Source organism: Cellulomonas sp. Y8 (genome assembly GCF_008033115.1).
Taxonomy (GTDB): domain Bacteria; phylum Actinomycetota; class Actinomycetes; order Actinomycetales; family Cellulomonadaceae; genus Cellulomonas.
On sequence record NZ_CP041203.1, the window covers coordinates 3488410 to 3511817 of the forward strand.

At 76.9% G+C, this 23408-nt stretch carries 23 protein-coding genes and 2 pseudogenes; 16 read left to right on the forward strand and 9 right to left on the reverse strand.

What is annotated here, in order from left to right; genetic code table 11:
• Window positions 1-97: 97 nt before the first annotated feature.
• A pseudogene (locus FKM96_RS22320) lies at window positions 98-253 on the reverse strand (ANTAR domain-containing protein); the annotation flags it as partial.
• A 718-nt stretch (window positions 254-971) separates the two neighbouring features.
• Between FKM96_RS22320 and FKM96_RS15830 the strand changes: the two are divergent.
• Together FKM96_RS15830 and FKM96_RS15835 are read left to right on the forward strand one after the other, a co-directional pair.
• A complete protein-coding gene (locus FKM96_RS15830; RefSeq protein WP_147796042.1) occupies window positions 972-1700 on the forward strand; it encodes a 1-acyl-sn-glycerol-3-phosphate acyltransferase in 729 nt (242 codons plus the stop codon).
• Window positions 1697-2698 carry an NAD(P)H-dependent glycerol-3-phosphate dehydrogenase gene (locus FKM96_RS15835; protein ID WP_147796043.1) on the forward strand — a complete coding sequence of 334 codons (1002 nt, stop codon included), beginning with the start codon at window positions 1697-1699 and terminating at the stop codon, window positions 2696-2698. Before FKM96_RS15830 ends, FKM96_RS15835 begins: the two co-directional genes overlap by 4 nt.
• Window positions 2699-2702: 4 nt before the next feature.
• Here FKM96_RS15835 and FKM96_RS15840 read toward each other — a convergent pair whose 3' ends face one another.
• A complete protein-coding gene (locus FKM96_RS15840; RefSeq protein ID WP_246855020.1) occupies window positions 2703-3869 on the reverse strand; it encodes a PLP-dependent aspartate aminotransferase family protein in 1167 nt (388 codons plus the stop codon).
• A gap of 70 nt (window positions 3870-3939) precedes the next feature.
• On the opposite strand from FKM96_RS15840, the gene FKM96_RS15845 reads away from it, so the two are divergent.
• A complete protein-coding gene (locus FKM96_RS15845) occupies window positions 3940-5094 on the forward strand; it encodes a D-alanine--D-alanine ligase family protein (protein ID WP_147796044.1) in 1155 nt (384 codons plus the stop codon).
• 33 nt (window positions 5095-5127) lie between these two features.
• Here the strand turns inward: FKM96_RS15845 and FKM96_RS15850 are convergent, their stop codons facing one another.
• The gene (locus FKM96_RS15850; protein WP_246855021.1) at window positions 5128-5790 is read right to left on the reverse strand and encodes a DUF3515 family protein; all 663 of its coding nucleotides are present in this window, start codon (window positions 5788-5790) and stop codon (window positions 5128-5130) included.
• Window positions 5791-6039: 249 nt separating this feature from the next.
• Here FKM96_RS15850 and FKM96_RS15855 point away from each other — a divergent pair, with 249 nt between their 5' ends.
• The gene (locus tag FKM96_RS15855; RefSeq protein WP_246855022.1) at window positions 6040-7059 is read left to right on the forward strand and encodes a thiamine-phosphate kinase; all 1020 of its coding nucleotides are present in this window, start codon (window positions 6040-6042) and stop codon (window positions 7057-7059) included.
• A 61-nt stretch (window positions 7060-7120) separates the two neighbouring features.
• Here the strand turns inward: FKM96_RS15855 and FKM96_RS15860 are convergent, their stop codons facing one another.
• Window positions 7121-7642, reverse strand: coding sequence for a GNAT family N-acetyltransferase (locus FKM96_RS15860; RefSeq protein ID WP_147796046.1), 522 nt, complete (start codon window positions 7640-7642; stop codon window positions 7121-7123).
• A 132-nt stretch (window positions 7643-7774) separates the two neighbouring features.
• A complete protein-coding gene (gene rpmB / locus FKM96_RS15865) occupies window positions 7775-7966 on the reverse strand; it encodes a 50S ribosomal protein L28 (RefSeq protein ID WP_135974635.1) in 192 nt (63 codons plus the stop codon).
• Between the two features lie 353 nt (window positions 7967-8319).
• On the opposite strand from rpmB, the gene FKM96_RS15870 reads away from it, so the two are divergent.
• The 11 genes from FKM96_RS15870 to mutM all read left to right on the forward strand — a co-directional run bounded on the left by FKM96_RS15870 (window position 8320) and on the right by mutM (window position 18629).
• Complete coding sequence (locus tag FKM96_RS15870; RefSeq protein ID WP_168217003.1) at window positions 8320-9654, forward strand: DAK2 domain-containing protein; 1335 nt, start codon at window positions 8320-8322, stop codon at window positions 9652-9654.
• A 273-nt stretch (window positions 9655-9927) separates the two neighbouring features.
• Window positions 9928-11898, forward strand: coding sequence for an ATP-dependent DNA helicase RecG (locus tag FKM96_RS15875; RefSeq protein ID WP_371300437.1), 1971 nt, complete (start codon window positions 9928-9930; stop codon window positions 11896-11898).
• 55 nt (window positions 11899-11953) lie between these two features.
• Window positions 11954-12646 carry an ABC transporter ATP-binding protein gene (locus FKM96_RS15880; protein WP_147796048.1) on the forward strand — a complete coding sequence of 231 codons (693 nt, stop codon included), beginning with the start codon at window positions 11954-11956 and terminating at the stop codon, window positions 12644-12646.
• On the forward strand, window positions 12643-14313 hold the full coding sequence (locus tag FKM96_RS15885) for a DUF6297 family protein (protein WP_246855023.1): 1671 nt from the start codon (window positions 12643-12645) through the stop codon (window positions 14311-14313). Before FKM96_RS15880 ends, FKM96_RS15885 begins: the two co-directional genes overlap by 4 nt.
• The gene (rsmD, locus tag FKM96_RS15890; protein WP_147796049.1) at window positions 14310-14918 is read left to right on the forward strand and encodes a 16S rRNA (guanine(966)-N(2))-methyltransferase RsmD; all 609 of its coding nucleotides are present in this window, start codon (window positions 14310-14312) and stop codon (window positions 14916-14918) included. Before FKM96_RS15885 ends, rsmD begins: the two co-directional genes overlap by 4 nt.
• A gap of 18 nt (window positions 14919-14936) precedes the next feature.
• The gene (gene coaD / locus FKM96_RS15895; RefSeq protein WP_147796050.1) at window positions 14937-15440 is read left to right on the forward strand and encodes a pantetheine-phosphate adenylyltransferase; all 504 of its coding nucleotides are present in this window, start codon (window positions 14937-14939) and stop codon (window positions 15438-15440) included.
• Window positions 15437-15937, forward strand: coding sequence for a hypothetical protein (locus FKM96_RS15900; RefSeq protein WP_147796051.1), 501 nt, complete (start codon window positions 15437-15439; stop codon window positions 15935-15937). The genes coaD and FKM96_RS15900 overlap by 4 nt, the downstream gene beginning before the upstream one ends.
• Before the next feature lie 127 nt (window positions 15938-16064).
• Window positions 16065-16643 (forward strand): DUF177 domain-containing protein, encoded by a 579-nt coding sequence (locus FKM96_RS15905; RefSeq protein ID WP_147796052.1) that lies wholly within the window; start codon window positions 16065-16067, stop codon window positions 16641-16643.
• A gap of 2 nt (window positions 16644-16645) precedes the next feature.
• Complete coding sequence (gene rpmF, locus FKM96_RS15910; RefSeq protein WP_147796053.1) at window positions 16646-16840, forward strand: 50S ribosomal protein L32; 195 nt, start codon at window positions 16646-16648, stop codon at window positions 16838-16840.
• A 60-nt stretch (window positions 16841-16900) separates the two neighbouring features.
• Window positions 16901-17698, forward strand: coding sequence for a ribonuclease III (gene rnc, locus FKM96_RS15915; RefSeq protein WP_147796054.1), 798 nt, complete (start codon window positions 16901-16903; stop codon window positions 17696-17698).
• 7 nt (window positions 17699-17705) lie between these two features.
• Window positions 17706-18629 carry a bifunctional DNA-formamidopyrimidine glycosylase/DNA-(apurinic or apyrimidinic site) lyase gene (mutM, locus tag FKM96_RS15920; protein ID WP_147796055.1) on the forward strand — a complete coding sequence of 308 codons (924 nt, stop codon included), beginning with the start codon at window positions 17706-17708 and terminating at the stop codon, window positions 18627-18629.
• Window positions 18630-18659: 30 nt separating this feature from the next.
• On the opposite strand, the gene FKM96_RS15925 is transcribed toward mutM, so the two are convergent.
• Together FKM96_RS15925 and FKM96_RS15930 are read right to left on the reverse strand one after the other, a co-directional pair.
• Window positions 18660-19409 (reverse strand): hypothetical protein, encoded by a 750-nt coding sequence (locus FKM96_RS15925; RefSeq protein ID WP_147796056.1) that lies wholly within the window; start codon window positions 19407-19409, stop codon window positions 18660-18662.
• An 84-nt stretch (window positions 19410-19493) separates the two neighbouring features.
• Window positions 19494-20441: a phosphoglycerate dehydrogenase gene (locus tag FKM96_RS15930; protein WP_147796057.1), complete on the reverse strand. Its 948-nt coding sequence runs from the start codon at window positions 20439-20441 to the stop codon at window positions 19494-19496.
• Between the two features lie 197 nt (window positions 20442-20638).
• Between FKM96_RS15930 and FKM96_RS15935 the strand changes: the two genes are divergently transcribed.
• The gene (locus tag FKM96_RS15935) at window positions 20639-21268 is read left to right on the forward strand and encodes a response regulator transcription factor (RefSeq protein ID WP_147797172.1); all 630 of its coding nucleotides are present in this window, start codon (window positions 20639-20641) and stop codon (window positions 21266-21268) included.
• 90 nt (window positions 21269-21358) lie between these two features.
• Here the strand turns inward: FKM96_RS15935 and FKM96_RS15940 are convergent, their stop codons facing one another.
• Entirely contained in the window at window positions 21359-22444 is a 1086-nt protein-coding gene (locus FKM96_RS15940) for an HNH endonuclease signature motif containing protein (RefSeq protein ID WP_147796058.1), read from the reverse strand.
• A 43-nt stretch (window positions 22445-22487) separates the two neighbouring features.
• Window positions 22488-23279 (reverse strand): annotated as a pseudogene (locus tag FKM96_RS22325) (DUF222 domain-containing protein); the annotation flags it as partial.
• Window positions 23280-23408 lie beyond the last annotated feature (129 nt).

Below are 23408 nucleotides of genomic sequence, written 5' to 3' on the forward strand. Positions count from 1 at the left end.
GGGGGTCGCGGTCGGTCGGCCGGCCGGGCAGGGACCGGAGCAGGCGCTCCGCGACGCCCCGGACCTTCACGTTGAGGTGCTCGGAGTGCCAGCGCAGGAACTCGAACGCCGCCTCGCCGTCCAGGCCGTAGGCGAGCATGGCCGCGCCCTTGGCCTGGTCGATGACCTCCCGGGAGGCGATCGCCGCGGCGAGCATGTCGTCCGCGCGGCGGGCGGCGGTCGCGCCGATCTCCGCGCCGAGGTCGATCAGCATCCCGAGCCGCTCGACCGGCCGTCCGTCGTGCACGGCGCCGTCCGCGACCGAGGCCCCGTCGTGGTCGGGCTCGGGCCGGCCGTCGCCGTCCGCCGCGCGGTGGACGTGCCGCGGGTCGACGCCCGGCGCCAGCACCGCGAGCACCGAGCGCTCGGTGCCGGCGGTGTCCAGGAGGCGGTAGCGGACGCTGTCGCCGTCCCCGCCGGGGACGGGGCGTCGCACGGAGCACCGCCTCCAGGGCCGCGCGGTCCTCGCGGTGGCAGTGCGCCAGCATCAGGGCGGTCGAGGGGACGACGTCGCCGGGCTCGAAGCCGTGCAGCCGGTAGACCGGCTCGGACCAGGCGAGCGCGTCGCCCTCCCCGAGCACGTGGAAGGTTCCCGGGGCTACCGACCGCGGCTGCGTCGACGTGGTCGAAGGACGAGAGGAAACGGACAATGTGGTGCTCCGAAGCCGAGGTGCGACGACGTTCGCGCACGTCGCACCAGGTTTCTCGCGCAGCTCGCTTCGTCCCAACGATGCGCGGCGGCCCTGGGGCTGAGCCGAGGGAACCGGGGTCGATAGTGCCAAATCGGAGCGCCCGGCGCACGTCGGCCCCGCATCCCCGGTTGCACTCGCGTCCCCGCCCCCTACTCTGGCCTCCCCGTCGCGCCCGGCACCCCTTCGCGCGGGCCGGGCCCTCGGCGGGCGCCGCGGCCCCGCCGGGTAGCATCGGCTCCCGTGCATCCCCCCCGTGCGAACCGGTCCTACCGCAACATCGCCCGCGTGCTGCGCCCCGTGCTGTACGCGATCACGCGGCGCGACTGGCGGGGCGCCGAGCACCTGCCGGCCGGAACCGGCTTCATCGCCGCCGGGAACCACATGACGAACGTCGACCCGGTCACGTTCGCGCACTACCTCTACGACAACGGGGTGGCGCCGAAGATCCTCGCGAAGTCGTCGCTGTTCGGCGTGCCGGTCCTCGGCTGGGTCCTGCGCACGTCGGGGCAGATCCCCGTCTACCGGAACACCTCGAAGGCGGGCGACTCGCTGCGCGCCGCCGAGGCCGCCCTCGCCGCGGGTGAGTGCGTCGCGGTGTTCCCGGAGGGCACGCTGACCCGCGACCCGGACCTGTGGCCGATGGTGGCCAAGACCGGCGTCGCTCGCCTGGCGCTCACCTCGCGCGTGCCCGTCGTCCCGATCGCCCAGTGGGGCGCCCAGGACCTGCTCGGGCGGTACAAGAAGCTCTTCAAGCCGATCCCGCCCAAGAAGGTCACGGTCGTCGCCGGACCCCCGGTCGACCTGTCCGACCTCTACGACCGGCCGCTCGACGCCGCGACGCTCCGCGAGGCCACCGGCCGCGTCATGGCCGCGATCACCGCCCTGCTCGCCGACGTGCGGGGCGGGACGCCGCCGGCGCAGCCGTACGACATGCGGCGCCCGGGCGGCGCGTCGACGGACCTCACGTGACCCGCGCCGCCGTCCTCGGGGCCGGCGCCTGGGGCACCACGTTCGCCGCCGTCCTCGCCGACGCGGGGTGCGACGTCACCGTCTGGGGCCGCGACGCGGCCGTGTGCGAGGCCATCGCCCGCGACCACCGCAACGAGCGCTACCTGCCCGGGATCGACCTGCCCGAGCGCGTGACGGGGGAGGCCGACCCGGCCGCCGCCGTCGCGGGGGCGGACGTCGTCGCGGTCGCCGTGCCGTCCCAGTCCGCGCGCGCCGTGCTGACCCCGCTCGCCGACGTGCTCGCGCCGGGCGCGGTCGCCGTGTCGCTGATGAAGGGCGTCGAGCTCACCACCGACCGGCGGATGAGCGAGGTCATGGGGGAGGCGCTGGGCCTGCCTGCCGAGCGCCTCGCCGTCCTGTCCGGGCCGAACCTGGCCGCCGAGATCGCCGCGCGCCAGCCCACCGCCACCGTCGTGGCCTCGGCGGACGCCGGCACCGCCGAGCGGGTCGCCGCCGCGTGCGCGTCGGGGTACTTCCGGCCGTACACGAACGACGACGTCGTGGGCGTCGAGCTGTGCGGCGCCGTGAAGAACGTCATCGCGCTGGCCGTGGGCATCTCCCAGGGGCGCGGGCTCGGCTACAACACGATGGCGACCGTGATCACGCGGGGCCTGGTGGAGATCACGCGGCTCGGCCTGGCGCTGGGCGCGAAGGCCGAGACCTTCCCCGGTCTGGCGGGCATGGGCGACCTGATGGCGACCTGCGCCTCCCCCGACTCGCGGAACCACCGGCTGGGCCTGGCCGTCGGTCGCGGGCTGTCGCTCGACGAGGCCGTGGCGGCGACCGGCGGCACGGCCGAGGGCGTGAAGTCGTCCCGGTCCGTGCTCGACCTGGCCGAGCGCGTCGGCGTCGAGATGCCGATCACCGCCGCCGTCGTGCAGGTGCTGCACGAGGGGCTGCCCGTCGACGCGCTCGCCCCGCTGCTGCTCGGCCGGCCCCGCAAGGCCGAGGGCGTCTAGCCCGTCAGCCCCGCAGCGCGCGGTCCAGGTCCCGCCAGAGGTCCTCGACGTCCTCGATGCCGACGCTCAGCCGCAGCAGGTCCTCCGGCACCGTCGGCGACTCGGTGGCGAACCGGCGGCGGCGCTCGATGCTCGACTCCACGCCGCCGAGGCTCGTCGCGGGGACCCACAGCCGCAGCGCGGCGACGACCGCGTCCGCGCCGGCCGCCCCGCCCGCCGGGCGCAGCCCGATGATCGAGCCGTATCCCGCCATCTGCGCGGTCGCGCGCTCGTGGCCGGGGTCGCCGGGGAGGCCGGGGTGCCGCACCTCGACGACGCCGGGGTGCGCCGCGAGCCGCTGCGCCAGGTCGAGGGCGGTGCGCTGCGCGCGCTCGACGCGCAGCGCGAGGGTGCGGATGCCGCGCAGGGCCAGGTAGACCTCGAACGGGCCGGCGATCGCGCCGTGCACCGTGCGGTAGCCGTGCAGCTGCTCCCGCAGGGCCGCGTCGTCGGTGAGCACCGCGCCGAGCACGACGTCGCTGTGCCCCGCGAGGCACTTGGTCACCGAGTGCACGACGACGTCCGCCCCGTGCTCCAGCGGGCGCTGCACGAGCGGCGTCGCGAACGTGTTGTCCACGGCCACCAGCGCACCGGCGGCGTGGCCCGCGGCGACCAGCGCCGGCAGGTCCGCCACCTCGAGCATCGGGTTGGTGGGCGACTCCACCCAGAGCAGCGACGTGGCGCGGCCCGTGGGGGACGCGGCCGGGTCCAGCGCGGCGACGACGGCGTCCGTGTCCGCGATGTCGACCTGCTGCACCTCGACGTCGGAGCGCTCCGCCAGGTCGCGGGCGTAGCCCAGCGTCACCTGGTACGCGTGCCGGGGGAGGACCAGCCGGCCGCCGTGCGGGACGAGCGACAGCGCCGCGGCGATCGCGGCCATGCCGGAGCCGAGCACCAGCGCCGGGTGCGCCGAGCCCTCCAGCGCGCCGAGCGTCGCCTCGAACGGGCCCCAGGTCTCGGTGTCGCCGCGGGCGTACATCATCTCGCCGGGCTGCGGCACGCCCTGCGACACGTACGTCGAGGACAGCACCACCGGGGGGTTCACGGGTGCGCCCTGCGCGCGGGCGGGGCGGCCCGCCGTCACGGCGAGGGTCTCGCGGGACAGGTCGGCGTCGTGCTCGTGCTGGGTCACGGGCCGCAGGCTACGCGCACGCGCGCGGCGTCGACGGTCCCGTCCCACCCAGCGGCTAGGCTGCCGGGCGATGTCCAGCCTCCCTGAGCCCGTGTCCGGGCCTGCCGCGTCCGCCGCCAGCCGCCCCCGGGTGCTCGTGCTGTTCGGGGGCCGCTCGAGCGAGCACGCCATCTCCTGCGCCACCGCCGGGGCCGTGCTCCGCGCGATCGACCGGGAGCGGTACGACGTGCTGCCGATCGGCATCACCCCGCAGGGCCGGTGGGTGCGCGTCGCCGACGACCCGGACCGCTGGGCCATCGTCGACGGCCGGCTGCCCGAGGTCGAGGCCGTGCCCGAGCAGGTCCTGCTCCCGCAGGAGGTCGGCTCGCGGGAGCTGCAGGTCATCGAGCCCGGGTCGCCCGCCGTCGACCTCGGCGCCGTCGACGTCGTCCTGCCGCTGCTGCACGGCCCGTTCGGGGAGGACGGGACGCTCCAGGGCATGCTCGAGCTCGCCGACGTCCGGTACGTCGGCGCGGGTGTGCTGGCCTCCGCCGTGGGCATGGACAAGCACTTCATGAAGGTCGTCCTCGCCGGCGCCGGCCTGCCCGTCGGGCCGTTCGTCACCCTGCGCGGCGACGACCTGGAGACCGACCGGGACGGCGTGCGGGCGCGGATCGAGGCGCTCGGCCTGCCGCTGTTCGTCAAGCCGGCCCGCGCCGGGTCCAGCATCGGCATCACCCGGGTCGTCGACCCCGCCGACCTGCCCGCCGCCGTCGCCGCCGCCCAGGAGCACGACCCGAAGGTCGTGGTCGAGGCCGGCATCGTCGGGCGCGAGATCGAGTGCGCCGTCCTCGGCGGCCGCGGCGGCGCGCGCCCCCGGGCGTCCCTGCCGGGCGAGATCGTCGTCACCGACGCGACCCACGGGTTCTACGACTTCGAGGCCAAGTACCTCGACGAGGCGGCGGTCCAGCTGTCGTGCCCCGCCGACCTGCCCGAGGACGTCATCGCCCGCGTGCAGGACGTCGCCGTGCGGACCTTCGAGGCCGTCGACGGCGAGGGGCTCGGGCGCGTCGACGTGTTCGTCACGCCCGGCGGCGAGGTGGTCGTCAACGAGATCAACACCATGCCGGGGTTCACGCCGTTCTCGATGTACCCCCGGATGTGGCAGCAGAGCGGGCTGTCCTACGCCGACCTGCTGGACGAGCTGCTGCAGCTCGCGCTCGAGCGGCCGACCGGGCTGCGCTGAGGCGGTCGCGGGCGCCGGGGGCGTCTGCGGGCGTCAGAGGCAGGCGCGGGTCGCCTCGACCTGGGCGATCGCGGGGCTGAGCGCGTCAAGGAACGACGTCGACCGCTCCGCGACCACCGCCGCCGGGACGTGCACCTCCACCGCGGGGTCGCGGCCGTAGGTCAGGAACGTCCAGTCGGACGAGCCGGGGTCGAGCAGCGCGTCCGCGCCGGACGACGGGTCCTCGCCGGACGACGGGTCCGCGGTGGGGTCGGCCGTCGCGCCGGGGTCGGCGGTCGCCGGGCCGGCTCCGTCGCCGTCGTCGGCGCCCTCGTCGTCGGGGCCGGCGCCGGCGTCCGCGGGCTCCGCGTCGGCCCGCACCAGCCAGTCGATGCTGGTCCCGCTCGCCGTCTCCATCGTCACGCACTGCTCGGTCGTCGGGCCGGGCACCGCCACGCCGCAGCGCAGCGTCACCGGGTCCGTCGGGTCGCCCCACGCCCAGGTCGCCTGGCTCGTCGTGCGGAGCTCGGCCAGCCCGTCGCCGAGCTGCTCGGGCAGCGCCAGCACCACCCGCGCGCACGCCGGGTCCGCCGCGTCGGGGGCCACCGCGACCCCGACGGTCGACGCGCACCCCGCGAGGAGCGGGACGCCGGCCAGCGCCAGCGCGGCCGTCCCGGCGGCGGTGCGGACGGGGCGTCGGCGGGGGGAGCGGCTCACGGGAGCCACGGTAACCCGGCGCGGGCGGCGGTCCGGAACCGGGGGGCTTCCTCGCCGAGGGGGTAGCCGACACGTCGAGTGCCTACCCAGGGGATGGGCACTCGACGTGTCGGTTGCTCACTCGCGGGTCGGCCGCGCGCCGCAGTGCGGCCGGGCGCGGGGCGTGCGGCGGCGAGCGGGGCGCCGGTCGGGCGCGGGGCGTGCGGCCGCGAGCGGGGTGCCGGTGCCACGGGCGCTACCGTGGCGGGCGTGACCGACCGCGCCGCCCCCGACCTGTCCGACGCCGCCGGCCCCACCGTGGCGGACCTGTCCGAGGACGGCCTGCTCGCGCGGATCTTCCCGCACCTCCCCGCCGGCGACCGCACGCTGCTCGGGCCGGGCGACGACGCCGCCGTGCTCGCCGCCCCGGACGGGCGGTTCGTCGTGTCGACCGACGTCCTCGTCGAGGACCGGCACTTCCGGCGCGCGTGGTCCAGCGGCGAGGACGTCGGCTGGCGCGCCGCCATGCAGAACCTCGCCGACGTCGCCGCGATGGGCGCCCGGCCGACCGCGATCGTCGTGTCGCTGGTCGTCCCCGGCGACCTGCCCGTCGCGTGGGTCGAGGGCCTGGCGCGCGGGCTCGGCGCGGCGTGCGCGACCGTCGGGGCCGGCGTCGTCGGCGGTGACCTGTCCGGGGGTGCGTCCGTCGTCGTCGCGGTGACCGTGCACGGCGACCTCGCGGGGGCCGACCCGGTCCTGCGCTCCGGCGCCCGGCCCGGGGACGTCGTCGCGCTCGCGGGGACGGTGGGCCGCTCGGCCGCGGGGCTCGCGCTCCTCGACGCGGGGTGCGCGGACGCCGACCCGGCGGTCGTCGCCGTCCACCGCCGCCCGCAGCCGCCCCTCGCGGCGGGCCCAGCCGCCGCGGCAGGCGGCGCCACCGCGATGCTCGACGTCTCGGACGGGCTGCTGCGCGACGGCGAGCGGCTGGCCGCGGCGAGCGGCGTCGTGCTGGACCTCGACGACCCGGCGGACGCCCTCGGCGACGACCTCGACGCCCTGGCCGTGGCCGCCGCCGCCCTCGGCACCGACCCGGTCGGCTGGGTGCTGGGCGGGGGCGAGGACCACGGCCTGCTCGCGACGTTCCCCGCGGCGGCCGCGCTGCCGGAGGAGTTCCGTCGGATCGGCGTGGTGGCCGAGGCCGGTGCGGGCGCGGACGGCGCGGCGGGCACGGTGCTCGTCGGCGGCGCGCGGCCGGTGGTCGCGACCGGCTGGGAGCACTTCCGGCGCTAGTGAGTCGGTCGTGGCCGATCCGGCAGAGCGTGGCGATCGAGTCCGCCGGTGTCGGCATCGGTCAGCGCCGGCGGTAGCGGACCTCGAGCAGGTCGGCGCCGCCGACGTCCTCGGTGCGCTCGGTGCCGTCGGGCTGGAAGCCGTGCCGGCGGTAGAAGTGCCGGGCGCGCTCGTTGTCGGCGAACACCCAGAGCGTGACGGGGATGCGCGGCGGGACGTCCTGCATGGCGGTGCGCAGGAGCTCGCGCGCGACGCCGGACCCCCACATCCCGTGGTCGAGGTAGAGGGCGTACACCTGCAGCGCGGAGCGTTCGGCGTCCTCGTCGAGGGCGGGGCCGAGGGAGATGAACCCGACGACCTCCTCGGGCTCGAGGGTCGCGACCCACGCGCGCAGCCGGCTCCCGTGCGCGAGGTCGCGCTGCCAGACCTCGGTGCGCCGGTCGACGTCGAGGGAGGAGAGGTAGCTGTCGGGGACGAGGCCCGCGTACGCGTGCTGCCACGTCCGGACGTGCACGGCGGCGATGCCGGCGGCGTCCCGGGGCTCGGCGGGCCGGACCGTGTGCTCGCGGCGCTGCTCGCTCATGCGCTCAGCGTGCCACACCCGGCGGCGCCGCCACAGGGCGTTCTCCCGGTCGCCCGGTGGTCGGCCCGGATCGCCCCCGGGCAGCACGAAGGCCCGCGCGGACGAACCGCACGGGCCTTCGAGAGAGGTCGCTCAGACGGCGCGCTGGACCTTGCCGGCCTTGAGGCACGAGGTGCAGACGTTGAGGCGCTTCGGGGTGCCCGCGACCACCACGCGCACGCGCTGGATGTTCGGGTTCCAGCGGCGCTTGGTGCGCACGTGCGAGTGCGAGATGCTGTGCCCGAAGCTCGGGCCCTTGGCGCAGACGTCGCAGTTGGCAGCCACGGTCTTCTCCTGATCCGGTCATTGCACGCCGCTCGGGAAGGAGCCCCGGGCGGCAAGTCCTGGTTGGTCGGTGGGGCCCGCACCGGCGGTCCGAGGACCGTTCCGAGGGGCACACCCGTGCCCGGCAGTGGCCAGGCAACCGGACAAGACTAGCCCACGACTGCCGTGACCCTCAAAACGACGTCCGTCACACCTCGCGGGCGGACCGGTGGCGGGGCCCGGCCGGGGGACGACCGGGGTCCTGTGGGTCGCGTGCGGCAGAGTAGGGGACGCGCGGGCGAGCGGCTCGCGCGGTCGTCGGCGGGCCGGGTGCCGGACGGACGACCGGGACGACGAGAGGACTGCGCGCGGACGTGGCTGGGCGACTCGGGGACGGCGGCGTGCTGCGCGACTGGCTGGACCGCGCGGTGCCGGCGCTGGAGGCGGCGCGCGAGCGGATCGACGCGGTGAACGTGTTCCCGGTGCCCGACGGCGACACGGGGACGAACGTGCTGCTCACGCTGCGCGGAGCGGCCGACGAGGTCGCGGCGCTGCCTGCCGGCGCCGACGGGGCGACGGTGCTCCGGGCGCTCGCGCGCGGGGCGCTGCTGTCGGCACGCGGCAACTCCGGGGTGATCCTCAGCCGGTACCTCGGCGGGCTGGCCGGCGCGGCGTCCGCGTCGCTGCCGGACGCGCTGGCGGCCGCCGCGGCGGCGGCGCGCTCGGCGGTGGCCGAGCCGGAGGACGGGACGGTGCTGACCGTCGCCGCGGTGGTGGCCGAGGCGGCGCGGCAGGAGGCGGCGCTGGGCGAGGGCGAGACGGCGGCGCTCGGCGCGGGCGTGGCCGCTGGGCGCGCGGACCTCGCGCGGATCAGCGCGGGGCACCCGGTGCTGCGCTCGGCCCGGGTCGTCGACGCCGGGGCCTGCGCCCTGCTGGTGCTGCTCGACGCCCTGGCCGCAGCCCTCGCGGGCTCCGCCGGGCCCGTGGACGTCGCGTGGCTGGACGCCCACGACGCCGCGGAGCCGGCGGGTGCCGGGGCCGAGGGGGCCGCCGGCGCGCACGGCTACGAGGTCGTCGCGCTGCTGCGGGTCGACGGGGACGCCGGCGGCGCCGAGCGGGTCGCTCGCGGGCTCGCGGACGCGCTGGCCGCGGTGGGCGACGCCGTCGCGGTGGTGCCCGGGGAGGGGCTCGTGACGGCGCACGTGCACACGGCCGCGCCCGCCGACGCCGCGGCGGCACTGGGGGCCTCCGGCGCGCGCTGGACGGCGACGGTGCGGACGCTGCTCGGCGCGGCGCGGCCCGTGGTCGCGTGCACCGCCTCGGGCGCGGTCGCCGCCGCGCTCGCGGACGGCGGCGCGGTCGCCGTGCTGCTGCCGGACGGGACGCCCGCCGGCGAGGCGCGCGACGCCGTCCGCCGCGCGACCCAGGAGGCGCAGGTCCCGGTGCACGCGGCGGGCGACGCCAGGGCGGCGGGGGCCGCCGGGCAGGGGACGGTCGTCGTGCTGCCCGGGGACCGGCTCGACGCCGCCGCCCTGGACCCCGGGTGGGTCGTCCCGGCCGGGGCGTCCGACGACGCGGGGGTGCTCGCCTCGCTCGCCGCCCTCGCGGTCCCCACGAGCGCGGGCGACACCGCGACGCCCGCGGCCCCCACCACCCCGACCCCCACCACCCCCACCACCCCCACGACCCCGACGGAGGCGCGCCCGTGACCGTCCCCCACGACGCGGTCGTGCAGCCGCCGCCGTACCTGGACCAGGACCTCGGCACGTACGTCCCGGGCGCCGCCAAGAAGCTCGCCAAGCTCGGGCTGCGCACGGTCGGCGACCTGCTCCGCTACTACCCCCGCCGGTGGTCCCACTGGGGTGACCCGGCGACCATCGGGCACCTGCGCGTCGGGGAGCACGTGACGGTGGACGCGGTGGTCGACCGCTCGACGACGCGCACGATGCGCTCGCGGGGCGGTGTGATCCTCGAGGTGGTGGGTGCGGAACGGGCCGCAGACCCTGCTCCTGACCTGGTTCGCCAAGCACCCCGGCGCGCTGCGGCACTTCGAGCAGCAGCTCAAGCCGGGTGTGACCGGCCTGTTCTCGGGCACGGTCAAGGAATACCGCGGCCAGCTCCAGCTCCTGCACCCCGAGTTCGAGGTCGACGACCCGATGTCGTTCGAGGACGAGGCCCAGCGCATGATCGAGTCGCGGCGGCCCCGGCCGGTCTACGGCCTGACCGCGGGCCTGCGGAACGAGACGGTGGTCTCCGCGGTCGAGATGGTGCGCCGCCTGCTCACCCCGGCCGACATCCCGGACCCGCTGCCCGACGAGGTGCGCGGCCGGATGCCGGGGATCGTGGACGCGCTCCAAGGGGTGCACCACCCGCTCGACGACACGGAGAAGGACCGGGCCTTGGCTCGACTGCGGTTCGAGGAGGCGTTCGTCCTGCAGGCCGAGCTGGCCCGCCGCAAGGCCCGGTTCGCGGCGCAGGCGGCGGTCGCGCGGCCGCCGCGCGCGGGCGGGCTGCTGGACGCGTTCGACGCGCGGCTGCCGTTCGAGCTGACGGGAGGCCAGCGGGAGATCGGCGCGCAGATCGCCGCGGAGCTCGCGGCGGGCAGCCCGATGCAGCGGCTGCTGCAGGGCGAGGTCGGCTCCGGCAAGACGGTGGTGGCGGCGCGCGCGATGCTCCAGGTGGTCGACGCCGGCGGGCAGGCGGCGCTGCTCGCCCCGACCGAGGTGCTCGCGGCGCAGCACGCCCGCACGCTGCAGGCCCTGCTGGGCGACCTGGCCGAGGCCGGGATGCTGGGCGGCGCGGAGGTGGCGACGCGGGTGGCGCTGCTGACCGGCTCTCAGGGCTCGGCGGCCCGGCGTCGGGCGCTCGGCGAGATCGCGGGCGGGGCCGCGGGGATCGTGGTCGGCACGCACGCGCTGCTGTCCGAGCACGTGCAGTTCGCGGACCTCGGCCTGGTGGTGGTGGACGAGCAGCACCGGTTCGGCGTGGAGCAGCGGGACGTCCTGCGGGCCAAGGCCGGGGGTGTGCCGCACCTGCTCGTGATGACGGCGACCCCGATCCCGCGCACGGTCGCGATGACGGTGTTCGGCGACCTGGAGACGTCGACGCTCCGCGAGGTGCCGAAGGGCCGCGCGGACGTGGTGACGCACGTGGTCCCGGCGGACAAGCCCGCCTGGCTCGAGCGCACGTGGCAGCGCATCCGCGAGGAGGTCGACCGCGGTGGCCGGGCCTACGTGGTGTGCGCACGGATCGATGGCGACGCGAAGAAGGCCGACGTCGACGGCGCGGACCTGGTGACCGACGACCCGCCGGAGGACGAGGACGCCCGCCCCCAGCGCCCGCTGCACGCGGTGCTGGAGGTCGCGGAGCAGCTGCGCGGCACGCCCGCGCTGCGTGGCGTCGCGGTCGGGGAGCTGCACGGCCGGATGACCCCCGAGGACAAGGACCGGGCGCTCGCGGACTTCGCCTCGGGCGCGGTGCCGGTGCTGGTGTCGACGACCGTGATCGAGGTCGGCGTCGACGTGCCGGACGCCACCGTGATGGTCGTGCTCGACGCGGACCGGTTCGGCATCTCGCAGCTGCACCAGCTCCGCGGGCGGATCGGCCGCGGCACGAAGCCCGGCGTCTGCCTGCTGGTCGCGGACGCCCCGGAGGGCACCGACGCGGCGACCCGGCTCGGCACGCTGGCGGAGACCCGCGACGGGTTCGCGCTCGCGGCGGTGGACCTGGCGCTGCGCCGGGAGGGCGACGTGCTCGGGGCCGCGCAGTCGGGCGGGAGCTCGTCGCTCCGGCTGCTCCAGGTCACCGAGCACGCGGACGTGATCGAGCGGGCCCGGGTCGCGGCGCGCGAGCTCGTCGACGCGGACCCGGACCTGGAGGAGCACCCGGCGCTCGCCGAGGCGATCCGGCGGATGCTGGCGGGGGAGCGCGAGGAGTTCCTCGACCGGACCTGACCGCGGGCCGTCGGTCCCGTCGGACGCACCAGCCGCGGTGCGTACGCTGCTGCCCGTGTCGAAGCAGCCCGTGATCCGTGCCGTCGATCTGCTCGTCGGGTACGGCGGGGAGCCCGTGTGCGCCCCCGTCTCGTTCACCCTCCCGCCCGGGAAGGCCCTCGCGCTCGTCGGCGCGAACGGCTCGGGCAAGTCGACGGTGCTGCGCGCCGTGCTCGGCCTGCTGGAGCCGGTCGGCGGCCGGGTGGAGGTGCTGGGCCGCGCCGTGGACGAGCGCGAGGTCGGGTTCCGCACCCGGGTGTCGAGCGTGCTGGACGACGACGCGTACTTCCCGGCGCTGACGGTCGCCGAGCACCTGTACCTCACGGCCCGCGGGCACGGGGTGCAGGGCGCGGACGCGGTGGTGGACGAGCTGCTGGACGAGTTCGGGCTGACCGAGCACGCCGCGGCGCTGCCGGTCGCGCTGTCCTCGGGGCAGCGCCGCCGGCTGCTGCTCGCCGCCGGGCTCGTGCGCCCGCGGTCGCTGCTGGTGCTCGACGAGCCCGAGCAGCGCCTGGACGTCGCGATGCGCGACCACCTGGCGCAGCGGCTGGTCGACGAGAAGCGCGCGGGCGGCTCGGTGCTGCTGGCGACGCACGACCCCGAGCTGCTGCGCGTCGTGGCGGACCGCGCGGTGCTGGTCGCGGACGACCACTCGCGCCTGCTCAGCACCGCGGACGCCGTCGAGGCGCTGCGGCCGGGCGTGCTGTGAGCGAGTTCGCCGCCACCGCCGACGACGCCCCCGCACCCGCGGCCGGCTGGGACGACGTCCCCGAGCCCGCCGTCGCCCCGACGCAGGGCCGGACGCCGGTCCCGGGCGCCCGCTCGATCCGCCGGTACACCGCGCAGGTCGCCAAGCGCCGGTCGGGCGCGGGCATCGGCGAGGTGCTGGGCGACGTCTACTACGCGGTGGTCATGGCGGCGATCGGCCTGGGCGTCGCCCTCGGCCTCGCCGGGCAGCTCCGCTCGACGCTGCCGCACGTGCCCGACGAGGCGCTGCGCTCGGGCATCAGCCTGCCGACGGTCGTCGCGGTGGCCGCGTTCGTCGTCGCGGGCGTCGTGCTGTCGCTCAGCGCCCGGCTCGGGCCGGTGGGCGCGGGCGGCGCGGAGGCGACCTGGTGGCTCGGGATGCCGGTGGACCGCCGCGGGCTGCTCCGCCCGGCCTCGCTCCGGCTGCCGATCGCGTCCGGCCTGATCGGCGGCGTGGTGCTCGCGCTGCTGGACGGCGGGCTGCTCGCGGACCACGGCGTCGGCCACGTCCTGCGGCTGGGCGGCACGGCCGCGCTGGTGTGCGCCGGGCTGGCGCTGCTGGCCGGGCACCTGCAGAGCCGCGGGGTGCCGCGCCGGGTGACGGCGCTCGCCGGCGACGCGGTCATCGGCGTGGCGCCGGTGCTCGCGCTCGTCGCGGCGCTCGCGGGCTGGCGGGTCGCCGCGCTGCCGGACGTCCCCTGGTGGGTCCTGGTCGTGCTCGCCGTGGCGGTGGCCGGCGGGTGGTGGTGGCTCGACACCCGGCTCGGCCGGATCCGCGGCCGCGACCTGCGGGAGAGCGGCTCGGTCGCCACCCAGGCCGCCGGCGCGCTGGTGTCCATGGACTCGCGCGAGCTCGGCCGCGCGCTGTCGGACTCGGCCGCGCGGCCGCGGCGGCGCCGCGTGCGCCGGATGCGGCTGGTCCGCGGCCCGGTGTCGGCGGTGGTGGTCGCGGACGTGACGGTGCTGCTGCGCTCGCCGCGGCACCTGGTGCAGCTCGTCGTGTCGGCGCTCGTGCCGGTGGTCGTCGTCATCACGCCGCAGCTCGCGGGCGTGCTCGGCGTGATCCTCGCGGTGCTGGTCAGCGGCTACGTCGGGATGCTGGCGACGGGGGAGGGCGCGCGACGCGCCGAGATGGCCCCGATCGTCGACCGGCTGCTGCCGATGTCGGCCAAGGCGGTCCGCCGCGCGCGGCTGATCGTGCCGGGCGTGGCGATGCTGCTCTGGTCGGCCGCCGCGTTCGCCGCGGTCGGCCGCTGGGAGGGCGAGGTCGGGCCGTGGCTGCTGCTCGGCGTCGTGTCGGCCCCGGTGTGGGCCGGGGCCGCGCTGCGCGCCGCGTACCGCCCGTCGCCCAACTGGGAGGGCCCGCTGGTGGCGACGCCGATGGGCGCGCTGCCCGGCGGCGTCGCGGCCGTGCTGGCCCGCGGCCCGGACGTCGCGGTGCTCGGCATGGTGCCGGTCGTCCTGTCCGTCGCGCTCGGCACGGTGCTGCCGCAGGTCGTGGTGGTGCAGGCCGCGGTGTCGGCGATCGCGCTGCTGGTCGGGTCGAGCACCAGCACGAAGACGATGATGGAGCGCATGACGGACATGCAGGAGACCGCCGAGGCCGAGAAGAAGCGGGCCGGCCGGTGACCCGGGTCGTGGCCGGGTCGGTCGGCGGGCGCACGCTCGCGGTGCCGCCGTCGGGGACCCGCCCGACGAGCGAGCGGGTGCGCGAGGCGCTGTTCTCCCGGCTCGAGCACCTGGACGCCGTCGAGGACGCGCGGGTGCTGGACGGCTACGCCGGCTCGGGCGCGCTCGGCCTCGAGGCGGCGAGCCGCGGGGCGGCGCACGTCGTGCTCGTCGAGTGGGGGAAGGCCGCCGCCGAGGTGTGCCGGAAGAACGTCGCGGCCCTCGGCCTGCGCGACCGGGTGGACGTCGTGCGCGAGCGCGTCGAGGCCTACGTCGCGCGGCCCGCCGAGCCGTGGGACCTGGTGCTGCTGGACCCCCCGTACGACGTCCCCGACGCCACGCTGGCCGAGGTGCTGGCCGCGCTGGTGCCGGCGCTGACGGTCGAGTCGGTGGTGGTCGTCGAGCGGTCGACGCGCAGCGGCCCGCCGCCCTGGCCGACCGCGATGCACGGGTTCGACACCCGGACGTACGGCGACACCGCGGTGCACCTCGGCGCGCGCAGCCCGGTCGACGACGAGCCGGCCGACGCGCCCGGCGGCCCCGCCGACGAGGACGCCCCGGCCTGACGGCGTAGGTTGGGGCGCGTGGTTCTCGCGGTCTGCCCCGGCTCCTTCGACCCCTTCACGCTCGGCCACCTGGACGTGGTGCGCCGCGCCCGGCGTCTCGCCGACGAGGTGGTCGTGCTCGTCGCGCACAACGCCGCCAAGCGGCCGCTGCTCGACGTCGACGCCCGCGTGGCGCTGATCGAGGACGCCGTCGCCGACCTCCCGGGCGTGCGCGTGGCGTCCTCGTCCGGCCTGCTGGCCGACGAGCTCCGGGCGCTCGGGGCCGACCTCGTCGTCAAGGGCCTGCGCGGCGGCGCGGACTTCGACGCCGAGCTGCCCATGGCCCTGATGAACCGGCACCTGTCGGGCGTCGAGACGGCGTTCGTCGTCGGCGACCCTGCGCTGTCGCACGTCGCCTCGTCGCTGGTGAAGGACGTGGCCCGGCACGGCGGCCCGATCGACGACCTGGTGACGCCGGCGGTGGCCGCGGCCGTCCGCGCGGCGCTCAGCACCCCCACGACGGCCGACGGGAGCCGCGCATGACCGAGTCGACCGCCACCGGGCCCCAGCCCCGCCACGAGGGCCTCACGGCCGTCCTGGACGCCCTGGAGCAGGCGGTGCAGGCCGCGCGCGCCGTGCCGATGTCGGCCTCGGTGCTCGTGAGCCGCGCCGAGCTGCTGGACCTGGTGGACCAGGCCCGCGCGGCGCTGCCCACCCAGATCGGGCGCGCGGACGAGGTGCTGGCCGCCGCGGACGCCGAGCGGGCCGCCGCGCGCGCCGACGCCGAGCGGATCGAGGCGGCCGCGCGCCGCCGGGCGGCCGAGCTGGTCGAGCAGGAGTCCGTCGTCGCGCAGGCGACCGAGCGGGCCGCGCAGATCGTGCGGGAGGCCGAGGAGACCGCCCGGGGCCTGCGCCGGGACGCCGACGACTACTGCGACCGGCGGCTCGCCGACTTCGAGATCGACCTCGGCAAGGTGCTGACGCAGGTGCAGGCCGGGCGGGCGAAGCTCGCGGACCGCCTGGACGACGGCGAGGGCTGACCTGCGCCGGTGTGACCCAGGCCGCCCGTCGGGCGATTGGGCGGAGCGCGGCCCGTGCCGTAAGATCGTCCGTTGGTCCTGCCGGTCATGGCGGTGACCGAGACCCCTCACGACAGGAACAGGGACCGTGGAGCGCGCCAACCACCTCGATCCCCGCTCGCCGTTCGTGCTCGACACCCACGAGCTCGGCCGACGTCCGGGATCGATGCGTCGTGCCCACGCCACGGTGCCGGCTCCCGAGGACCTCGGTACCGACGTGATCGGCGTCCCCGTCGGCGACGACGTCGAGCTGGACCTCCAGCTCGAGGCCGTCATGGAGGGGGTGTTCGTCTCCGGCTCCGTGCGGGCCCGGGCGGTCGGGGAGTGCGTGCGCTGCCTGGACGAGGTGGTCGAGGATCTCGACGTCCGCGTCCAGGAGCTGTTCGTCTACCCCGGTCGCGCGGAGGCCGCGAAGGACAGCGGTGACGACGAGGAGGACCTCCCCGAGCTCGACGGCGACCTGGTCGACGTGGAGCCCCTGGTTCGGGACGCGGTCGTGACTGCGCTACCGTTCCAGCCGTTGTGCCGGGACGACTGCCCCGGGCTGTGCTCCATCTGCGGGGCGCACCTCGCGGACGACCCGCAGCATTCCCATGAGACCCTTGATCCTCGGTGGGCCGCCCTCGGTGGTCTGCAGAGCACGCTTGACGAGAAGAGAGAGAGCTAGCCGTGGCTGTTCCGAAGCGCAAGATGTCGCGCAGCAACACCCGTGCGCGTCGGTCGCAGTGGAAGACCACTGCCACGACGCTCAGCACCTGCCCGCAGTGCAAGTCGAACATGCGCCCGCACCAGGCGTGCCCGACGTGCGGCGCCTACGCCGGTCGGCGCTACGCCGAGGCGATGCGGACCGAGCACGCCGGCTGAGCCGACGCGCCGAAGGCCCGGCGCCCCGGTGACGCACCGGAGGGCGCGGGCTGCCGCACGATGAGCACCACCGCAGCACAGCTCGCCCAGCAGCTCGGGGTCCACCTGGACCCCGAGCTGCTGGTGCTCGCCCTGACGCACCGGTCGTTCGCCCACGAGGCGGGCGGCATCCCGACCAACGAGCGCCTGGAGTTCCTCGGGGACACCGTGCTCGGCCTGGTCGTCACCGAGGACCTGTACCGCCGGCACCCCTCGCAGTCCGAGGGCGAGCTCGCCAAGATGCGCGCGGCGACCGTGTCGCAGCGGGCGCTCGCCGAGGTCGCCCGCACGCTCGACCTCGGGTCCTACGTGCTGCTCGGCAAGGGGGAGCTCGCCACCGGCGGGCGGGACAAGGACTCGATCCTGTCCGACACCCTCGAGGCGCTGTTCGGCGCCGTCTACCTGTCGCACGGGCTCGAGACCTCCCGCGAGATCGTCATGCGCCTGGTCGGCCCCCGGCTGGCCCAGGCGGCCGACCTGGGCGCGGGGCTGGACTGGAAGACGAGCCTGCAGGAGCTGACCGCGACGCTCGGCATGGGCGCGCCCACCTACCAGGTGACGAGCGCCGGCCCGGACCACGCGCGCGTGTTCACCGCCGACGCCGTCGTCGCCGGCGACGTCTACGGCACCGGGACGGGCACCGCGAAGAAGCTCGCGGAGCAGCGGGCGGCCGAGCTGGCCTGGACCGCGCTGCGGGACGGGGCCGAGGCCGCCGCCGGCGGGACGGCCGCCGACGGGACGGATGCCGATGGGGCGGCCGCCGACGGCGAGCCCGCCGGATCCGCCGCCGTCCCCGCCACCGCGCCCGCCGCGGACTGACCCCCGCGTGCCCGAGCTCCCCGAGGTCGAGACCGTCCGGGACGGCCTGGAGCGGCACGTCGTGGGCCGCTCGGTCCGCGCCGTCGAGGTCCGCCGCCCGTACAGCGTCCGCCGCCACCTCGCCGGCCCCGACGACCTCGCCGGGCGCCTGGCCGGCCGCACGCTGACCGCCGCCGTGCGCCGCGGCAAGTTCCTGTGGCTGCCGCTCGACCACCCCGGCGCGGCCGGAGCCATCCCCGACGACGCGCTGCTCGCGCACCTCGGCATGAGCGGCCAGCTGCTGGTGCGGGGCACGCCCGCCGACGTCGAGCAGGGCGGCGCGCACACGCACCTGCGGGTCCGGCTGCTGCTCGACGACGGGGGTGCGCTCGACTTCGTCGACCAGCGGACCTTCGGCCACCTGTCCGTCGTCGACCTGCTGCCCACGCCGGATGCGCGCCCGGGCGGCGCGGGCTCGGACCTCCCGCTGGTGCCGGCACCAGCGGCGCACATCGGCCGCGACCTGCTCGACCCGGCCGTCGACCGCGAGGCCGTCGCCCGCGCGATCCGCCGCCGCCGGACGCAGATCAAGCGCGCCGTGCTCGACCAGGGCGTCGTGTCCGGGGTCGGCAACATCTACGCCGACGAGGGCCTGTGGCGCGCGCGGGTGCACCCCGCGACGCCGACGGCCGACCTCGACCAGGCGACCGCCCTGCGGGTGCTCGACGGCGTCGCCAAGGTGATGTCGGACGCGCTCGCCCAGGGCGGCACGAGCTTCGACGCCCTGTACGTGAACGTCAACGGCGCGTCCGGGTACTTCGACCGGTCGCTCGCGGTCTACGGGCAGGCGGGCGAGCCGTGCCCGCGGTGCGGGACGCCGGTCGTGCGGGAGCCGTTCATGAACCGCTCCTCGCACTTCTGCCCGGTCTGCCAGCCGGCCCCCGCGGGCTGACCGTCGGGCCCGTGGCCCGGCGCCGCGGCCTCAGCCCGCCAGCGCCCGCAGCTCCGCCGCCACGCCCGCGCTGACGGCCTCCGGCCAGGGATAGCGCCGCGCCGTCGACCCGAGCGTCCAGCCGTCGAGCGCCAGCGCCGCGACCAGCCCGGGGTCCGGCAGCTGCTCGCCCCGCGCGACCGGCGACGCGGCACGGGTCGTGTCGACCGCCCCCGGCGCCAGCTCGACGCCCGTCAGGGCGAGGAACCGCACCATCGCGACCACCCGCTCGGAGCTCGCGCAGGCCGCCAGCAGCTCCGGGAGCTCCGGCTCGTCGTGCGCGGGCAGCAGGTCGTCGAACGCCTCCTCGACGATCCGGCTCACCAGGGCGTCGACCAGCTCCTGCACCGAGCCGTGCATGCTGAGGATCCAGTCGGGGTCCCGGCCGCTCTCCTCCGCGACCCGGTCCAGCGTCAGCGCCTCGGTGCCGCCCTCGCGGACCAGGCGCAGCACCGCGTCCGTCAGCGGCGACGCGTCCCGGAAGGGCTCCGCCTCGAGCGCGAGGTCCAGGTTCGACGCGCACTGGTGGGGCGCCGGCAGGCCCGCGTAGTCGGCCACGGCGGTGAGCGCGCGGCCCCACCAGCCGTCGTCCGGCGGGTGCACCCCGGCGTAGAACCCCAGCAGGCAGCCGTCGACGGCGAGGGCGGCGACCGTCTCGCGCGGATCGGTCCCGGCGGGGTCGCCCGGGCCGACGGGCAGCAGGTCGACGCGGTCGCGCAGGGTGGGCGCGGCGGTGGTCATCGAGGTGCTCCTCTTCTCGGGGAGCGATCCACTGTACCAACTGGACGGTTCGGCGCCGAGGGCCCGGCCCGTCGCCCCCCGGGGTCAGCGCCGGACGACGTTCCGCAGCGGCTCGCCGCGCTCGAACGCGCCGATGTTGTCGGTGAGCAGGGTGTCCGCGCCCACGGGCCTGCCGCCGGCGGCGTGCGGGGTGATGAGCACCCGCGGTTCGTCCCACAGCGGGGAGGACGCCGGCAGCGGCTCGGTCTCGAACACGTCGAGCGCCGCCCCCGCGATGCGACCACCCGCGATCGCCGCCAGCAGCGCCTCCTCGTCCAGGGTCGACCCGCGCCCGACGTTGACCACCCACGCGTGCCGGGGCAGCCGCGCGAACACCGCGGCGTCGAGCGCGCGCCGGGTCGCGGAGGTGGCGGGGAGGATGCCGATGAGCACGTCGGTGCCGGGCAGCGCCTGCGGCACCTCCGCGGGCGTGATGACCGGGTAGCCCGCCCGCTCCCCGGCGCGCGACGCCACCCCGACGACCTGCGCGCCGAGCACCGTGAGCAGAGGCGCGAGCCGGGCGGCGATCGAGCCGAACCCCCAGATCAGCACCCGCGCCCCGGACAGCGAGCGGAACTCCCCGCCCTCGTGCGGCAGCCGCTGCATGCCCCCGAGCTCGTCCGCCCAGCGGTGCTGGTCCTGCGCGCGCACCAGCTCGGGCAGCCGGCGGGCCGCGGCGAGCACCAGCGCGAGGGTGTGCTCCGCGACCGGGCCGTCGTGCAGGCCCCGGCCGGACGTGATCGTGACGTGCGGCGGGAACCCGGCGCTCAGCACCGCGTCGGGGCCGGCGGCGAGCGTCTGCACCCAGCGGAGCCGGCCCATCCGCCGCGCGGCGTCGGCGAGCTGCGCGGTCGGGTTCCCCCAGGCGACGAGCGCGTCGGCGTCCACCAGGTGCTCCGGGACCGGCTGCTCCACGTCGTACGTCGCGGCGCGGACACCCTCGGGGAGCGTGGGGGACAGGGGGATCGAGGAGGGCAGCAGCACCGTCGTCATGGACGGGAGCGTGGCGCACCCGGCGCCGTCGCGCCAGGGGACGCGCCCCGCGCGACCCGCCGCGCGCCCGCGAGCGGGCGAACTCTCCGCGGACCGGTGCGGCGCTGCCCGACGCGGCCGCCCGGGCTGGATACGATGACCGCGTGTCCGCCACGAACAGCGCAGTCCAGCCGGCCCGCTCCGGGGAGATCTCGGTGATGATCGTCGACGACCACGAGGTCGTGCGGCGCGGCATCGCCGAGGTCGTCGAGCGCGCCGACGGCATGAAGGTCGTCGCCGAGGCCGGGTCCGTCGCCGACGGTGTCCGCCGCGCCGGCCTGGTGCACCCCGACGTCCTGCTGGTCGACCTGCAGCTGCCCGACGGCACCGGCATCGACCTGATGACGCAGGTGAGGGCCACCCTGCCGAGCGCCCGGGCGATCGTGCTCACGTCGTTCGACGACGACGACGCGCTGGCCGCCGCCCTCGAGGCCGGCGCCGCCGCGTACCTGCTCAAGAGCGTCCGCGGCGCGGAGATCACCGACGTCGTGCGCGCGGTGGCCGCGGGCCGCACGCTGCTCGACGAGCGGACCGTCACGCGCCGGCGCGCCGGCCACGAGGACCCGACCGAGAACCTCACGCCGAGCGAGCTCAAGGTGCTCGACCTCATCGGCGACGGCCTGTCGAACCGGGAGATCGCCGAGCGCCTGGGCGTCGCCGAGAAGACCGTGAAGAACCACATCACGTCGCTGCTCGCGAAGATGGGCCTGCAGCGCCGCACGCAGGTCGCGGCCTGGGTCGCGGCGCGGCGGCACTCCGGCTGGCGCGCGGAGACCAACCACTCCTGACGACGGCACGGGCGGTGCGCTTCTCCTGGCGCGCGTGGCTCCCGTGAGCCGCTCGAGCCGGCAGGGCTGCCGGACCGGGACGGGCCCGCCTCAGAACGGCGGCGGCTCGTCGTCGGGGTCGGCTGTCGCGTCGTGGCACTGCCCGGTGCCCGGCCGGGTGAGGTAGCGGTGCCCGGTCGGGGTGAGCCACTCGTAGAGCCCGGGGCTGACCTGGCGCAGTCGGAACCCGCCGTCGGTCTTGAGCCGGTGGTGCCGGTGGCACAGCGGTCCGAGGTTGTCCGCGTCGGTGCGACCCAGGGGCGCGTCGGGGTCACCGCCGGGTTGGGGGTGGAACTCCTTCGTGTGGTCGAGCTCGCAGCCGCAGGCGGGGACCCGGCAGCCGGGTGCGGCGCAGGTCTTGTCGCGGGTGCGGATGAGGTCGGCGAGGGCAGCGGGTGGTCGGTAGCGTTCGCGGCCGACGTCCAGGACTCGGTCGGTCACGGGGTCGGTGACGACCCGCTGCCAGACCCCGCCGATCGCCAGCGCCCTGGCCTGGACGGCGTCGATGGGGCCGTGCCCGTCGAGGTGGGCGGGCTGGTCGTCCAGGCCGAGGAGGGTCGAGGCGGGGATGGTGATGCGGACCTCGGCGCCGGGGCGGCCGGAGCAGCGGGTGCAGCCGCGATGCGCGGGTGCGGGTGCGGGCGCGACCGGGCCCGGCGCGAGAACGGGCCCGGTCGCGCGGACCGGTGCGCCGGGCGAGGTGGCTCCGATGCGTGCGCCGGGCACGGTGGCGTCGGTGCCGGCCGTGGTCCCGGTCGTGACGGAGCCGGCCGTGGTCGCGGTCGTCATGGGACCGGTCGCGGTCCGGGTCGCGGTCGAGGTCGTCGCCGCCGTCGCGGGCGCGGTCGCGACCGTCGCGGCCTGCGAACCGGTGTCGGTCGGCCCGGGCTCGGGGTGCGTGGCGGGACCGAGCGGGGTGAGGGTGGCGATCGGGATCGGCTCGACCGGGCGGGTGAGCACCACACCGTCCCGGTCGGTGGAGGTCTCCCCGCTCCACGACCGTCGCGGCTCCGGCGGCACGGGTAGGCCCGGGGACAGGTGGACCTCGAACGCCGGCCCGTCGGACTCCGGCACGTCGCCGACCACCAGGTCCCGCAGGCCGTCGGCGCGCAGCTGGTCCAGGGGTGCGGTCGTCACCGAGGGCCTTGGCGGTCTTGGCGGCGTGGGTGAGGACCCCGTCGACCCGGAGCGCGTCCGCCGCGTCGAGGACCAGCCACATGGAGGCCATGCCGTCCGGCTGCGGGCGGGGGTGGGAGACCCTCCTGGTGCAGCGGGCGCGTTCGCGGCGGGCGGCGGCCCCCTCCGGGTCGACCAACCGGATCTCCCGCGCCACCCGCTGCCGGAGTTCGGCGACCGAGCACTGGTCGGCGTCCGGCAGCACCGCGTCCTCGACGGCGTGCGCGACCTGGAACGACAGGTCCGCCAACCCGGCCGTCAGGACCTGGGCCTTGGCGGCGTCGAGGTGACCGACCTCCAACGCCTCGCGGGTCGCGCCGAGCATCCCGTCCAGCACCAGGGCCCGGTGCACGGTCTTCGACGCCGCGACCCGCGACCAGCCCAGGCGCATCGCGAGCTCGTCGCCGGCCACGCACGCCTGCGTCGGGGGCGCACCGGCCAGCGGCGACCACTCGGGGCTCATCTCCTCCCGGGAGGCGAGCTCGGCGATCAGGCCGAGGGTCCGGGCGTGCTGGTAGGACTCGATCCGGGTCTGCGCGGCGATCACCTCGACCACGATCGCCGAGGGCAGCACGCTCGCATCCAGCCCCCGCAACCACGCGTCCAGCTCGGGTCCGGGCTCGCAGGACCGGATCGCCTCGATCTGCCGCTGCTCACCCGTGCGCGGCGCCCCACCGGCCGCCACGACGGGGTCCGGGCCGAAGTGCGTCAGGCAGGTCCCGTCGGGCCCGTAGACCGGCAGCACCACGGCGGCGACCGGGTCGCCGTCGGGGTGTTCCTGCAGGTCAGATGCCATGGAACGACACTACCGACGCCCACCGACACGACCCCGGCGACCGACCCCTGCCCTGGGGACGGAGCACGGCCATCGCACCTGTGGACGACTCGGCGCCCGCACGAGCGCCCGCACGAGCGGGCGCACCCA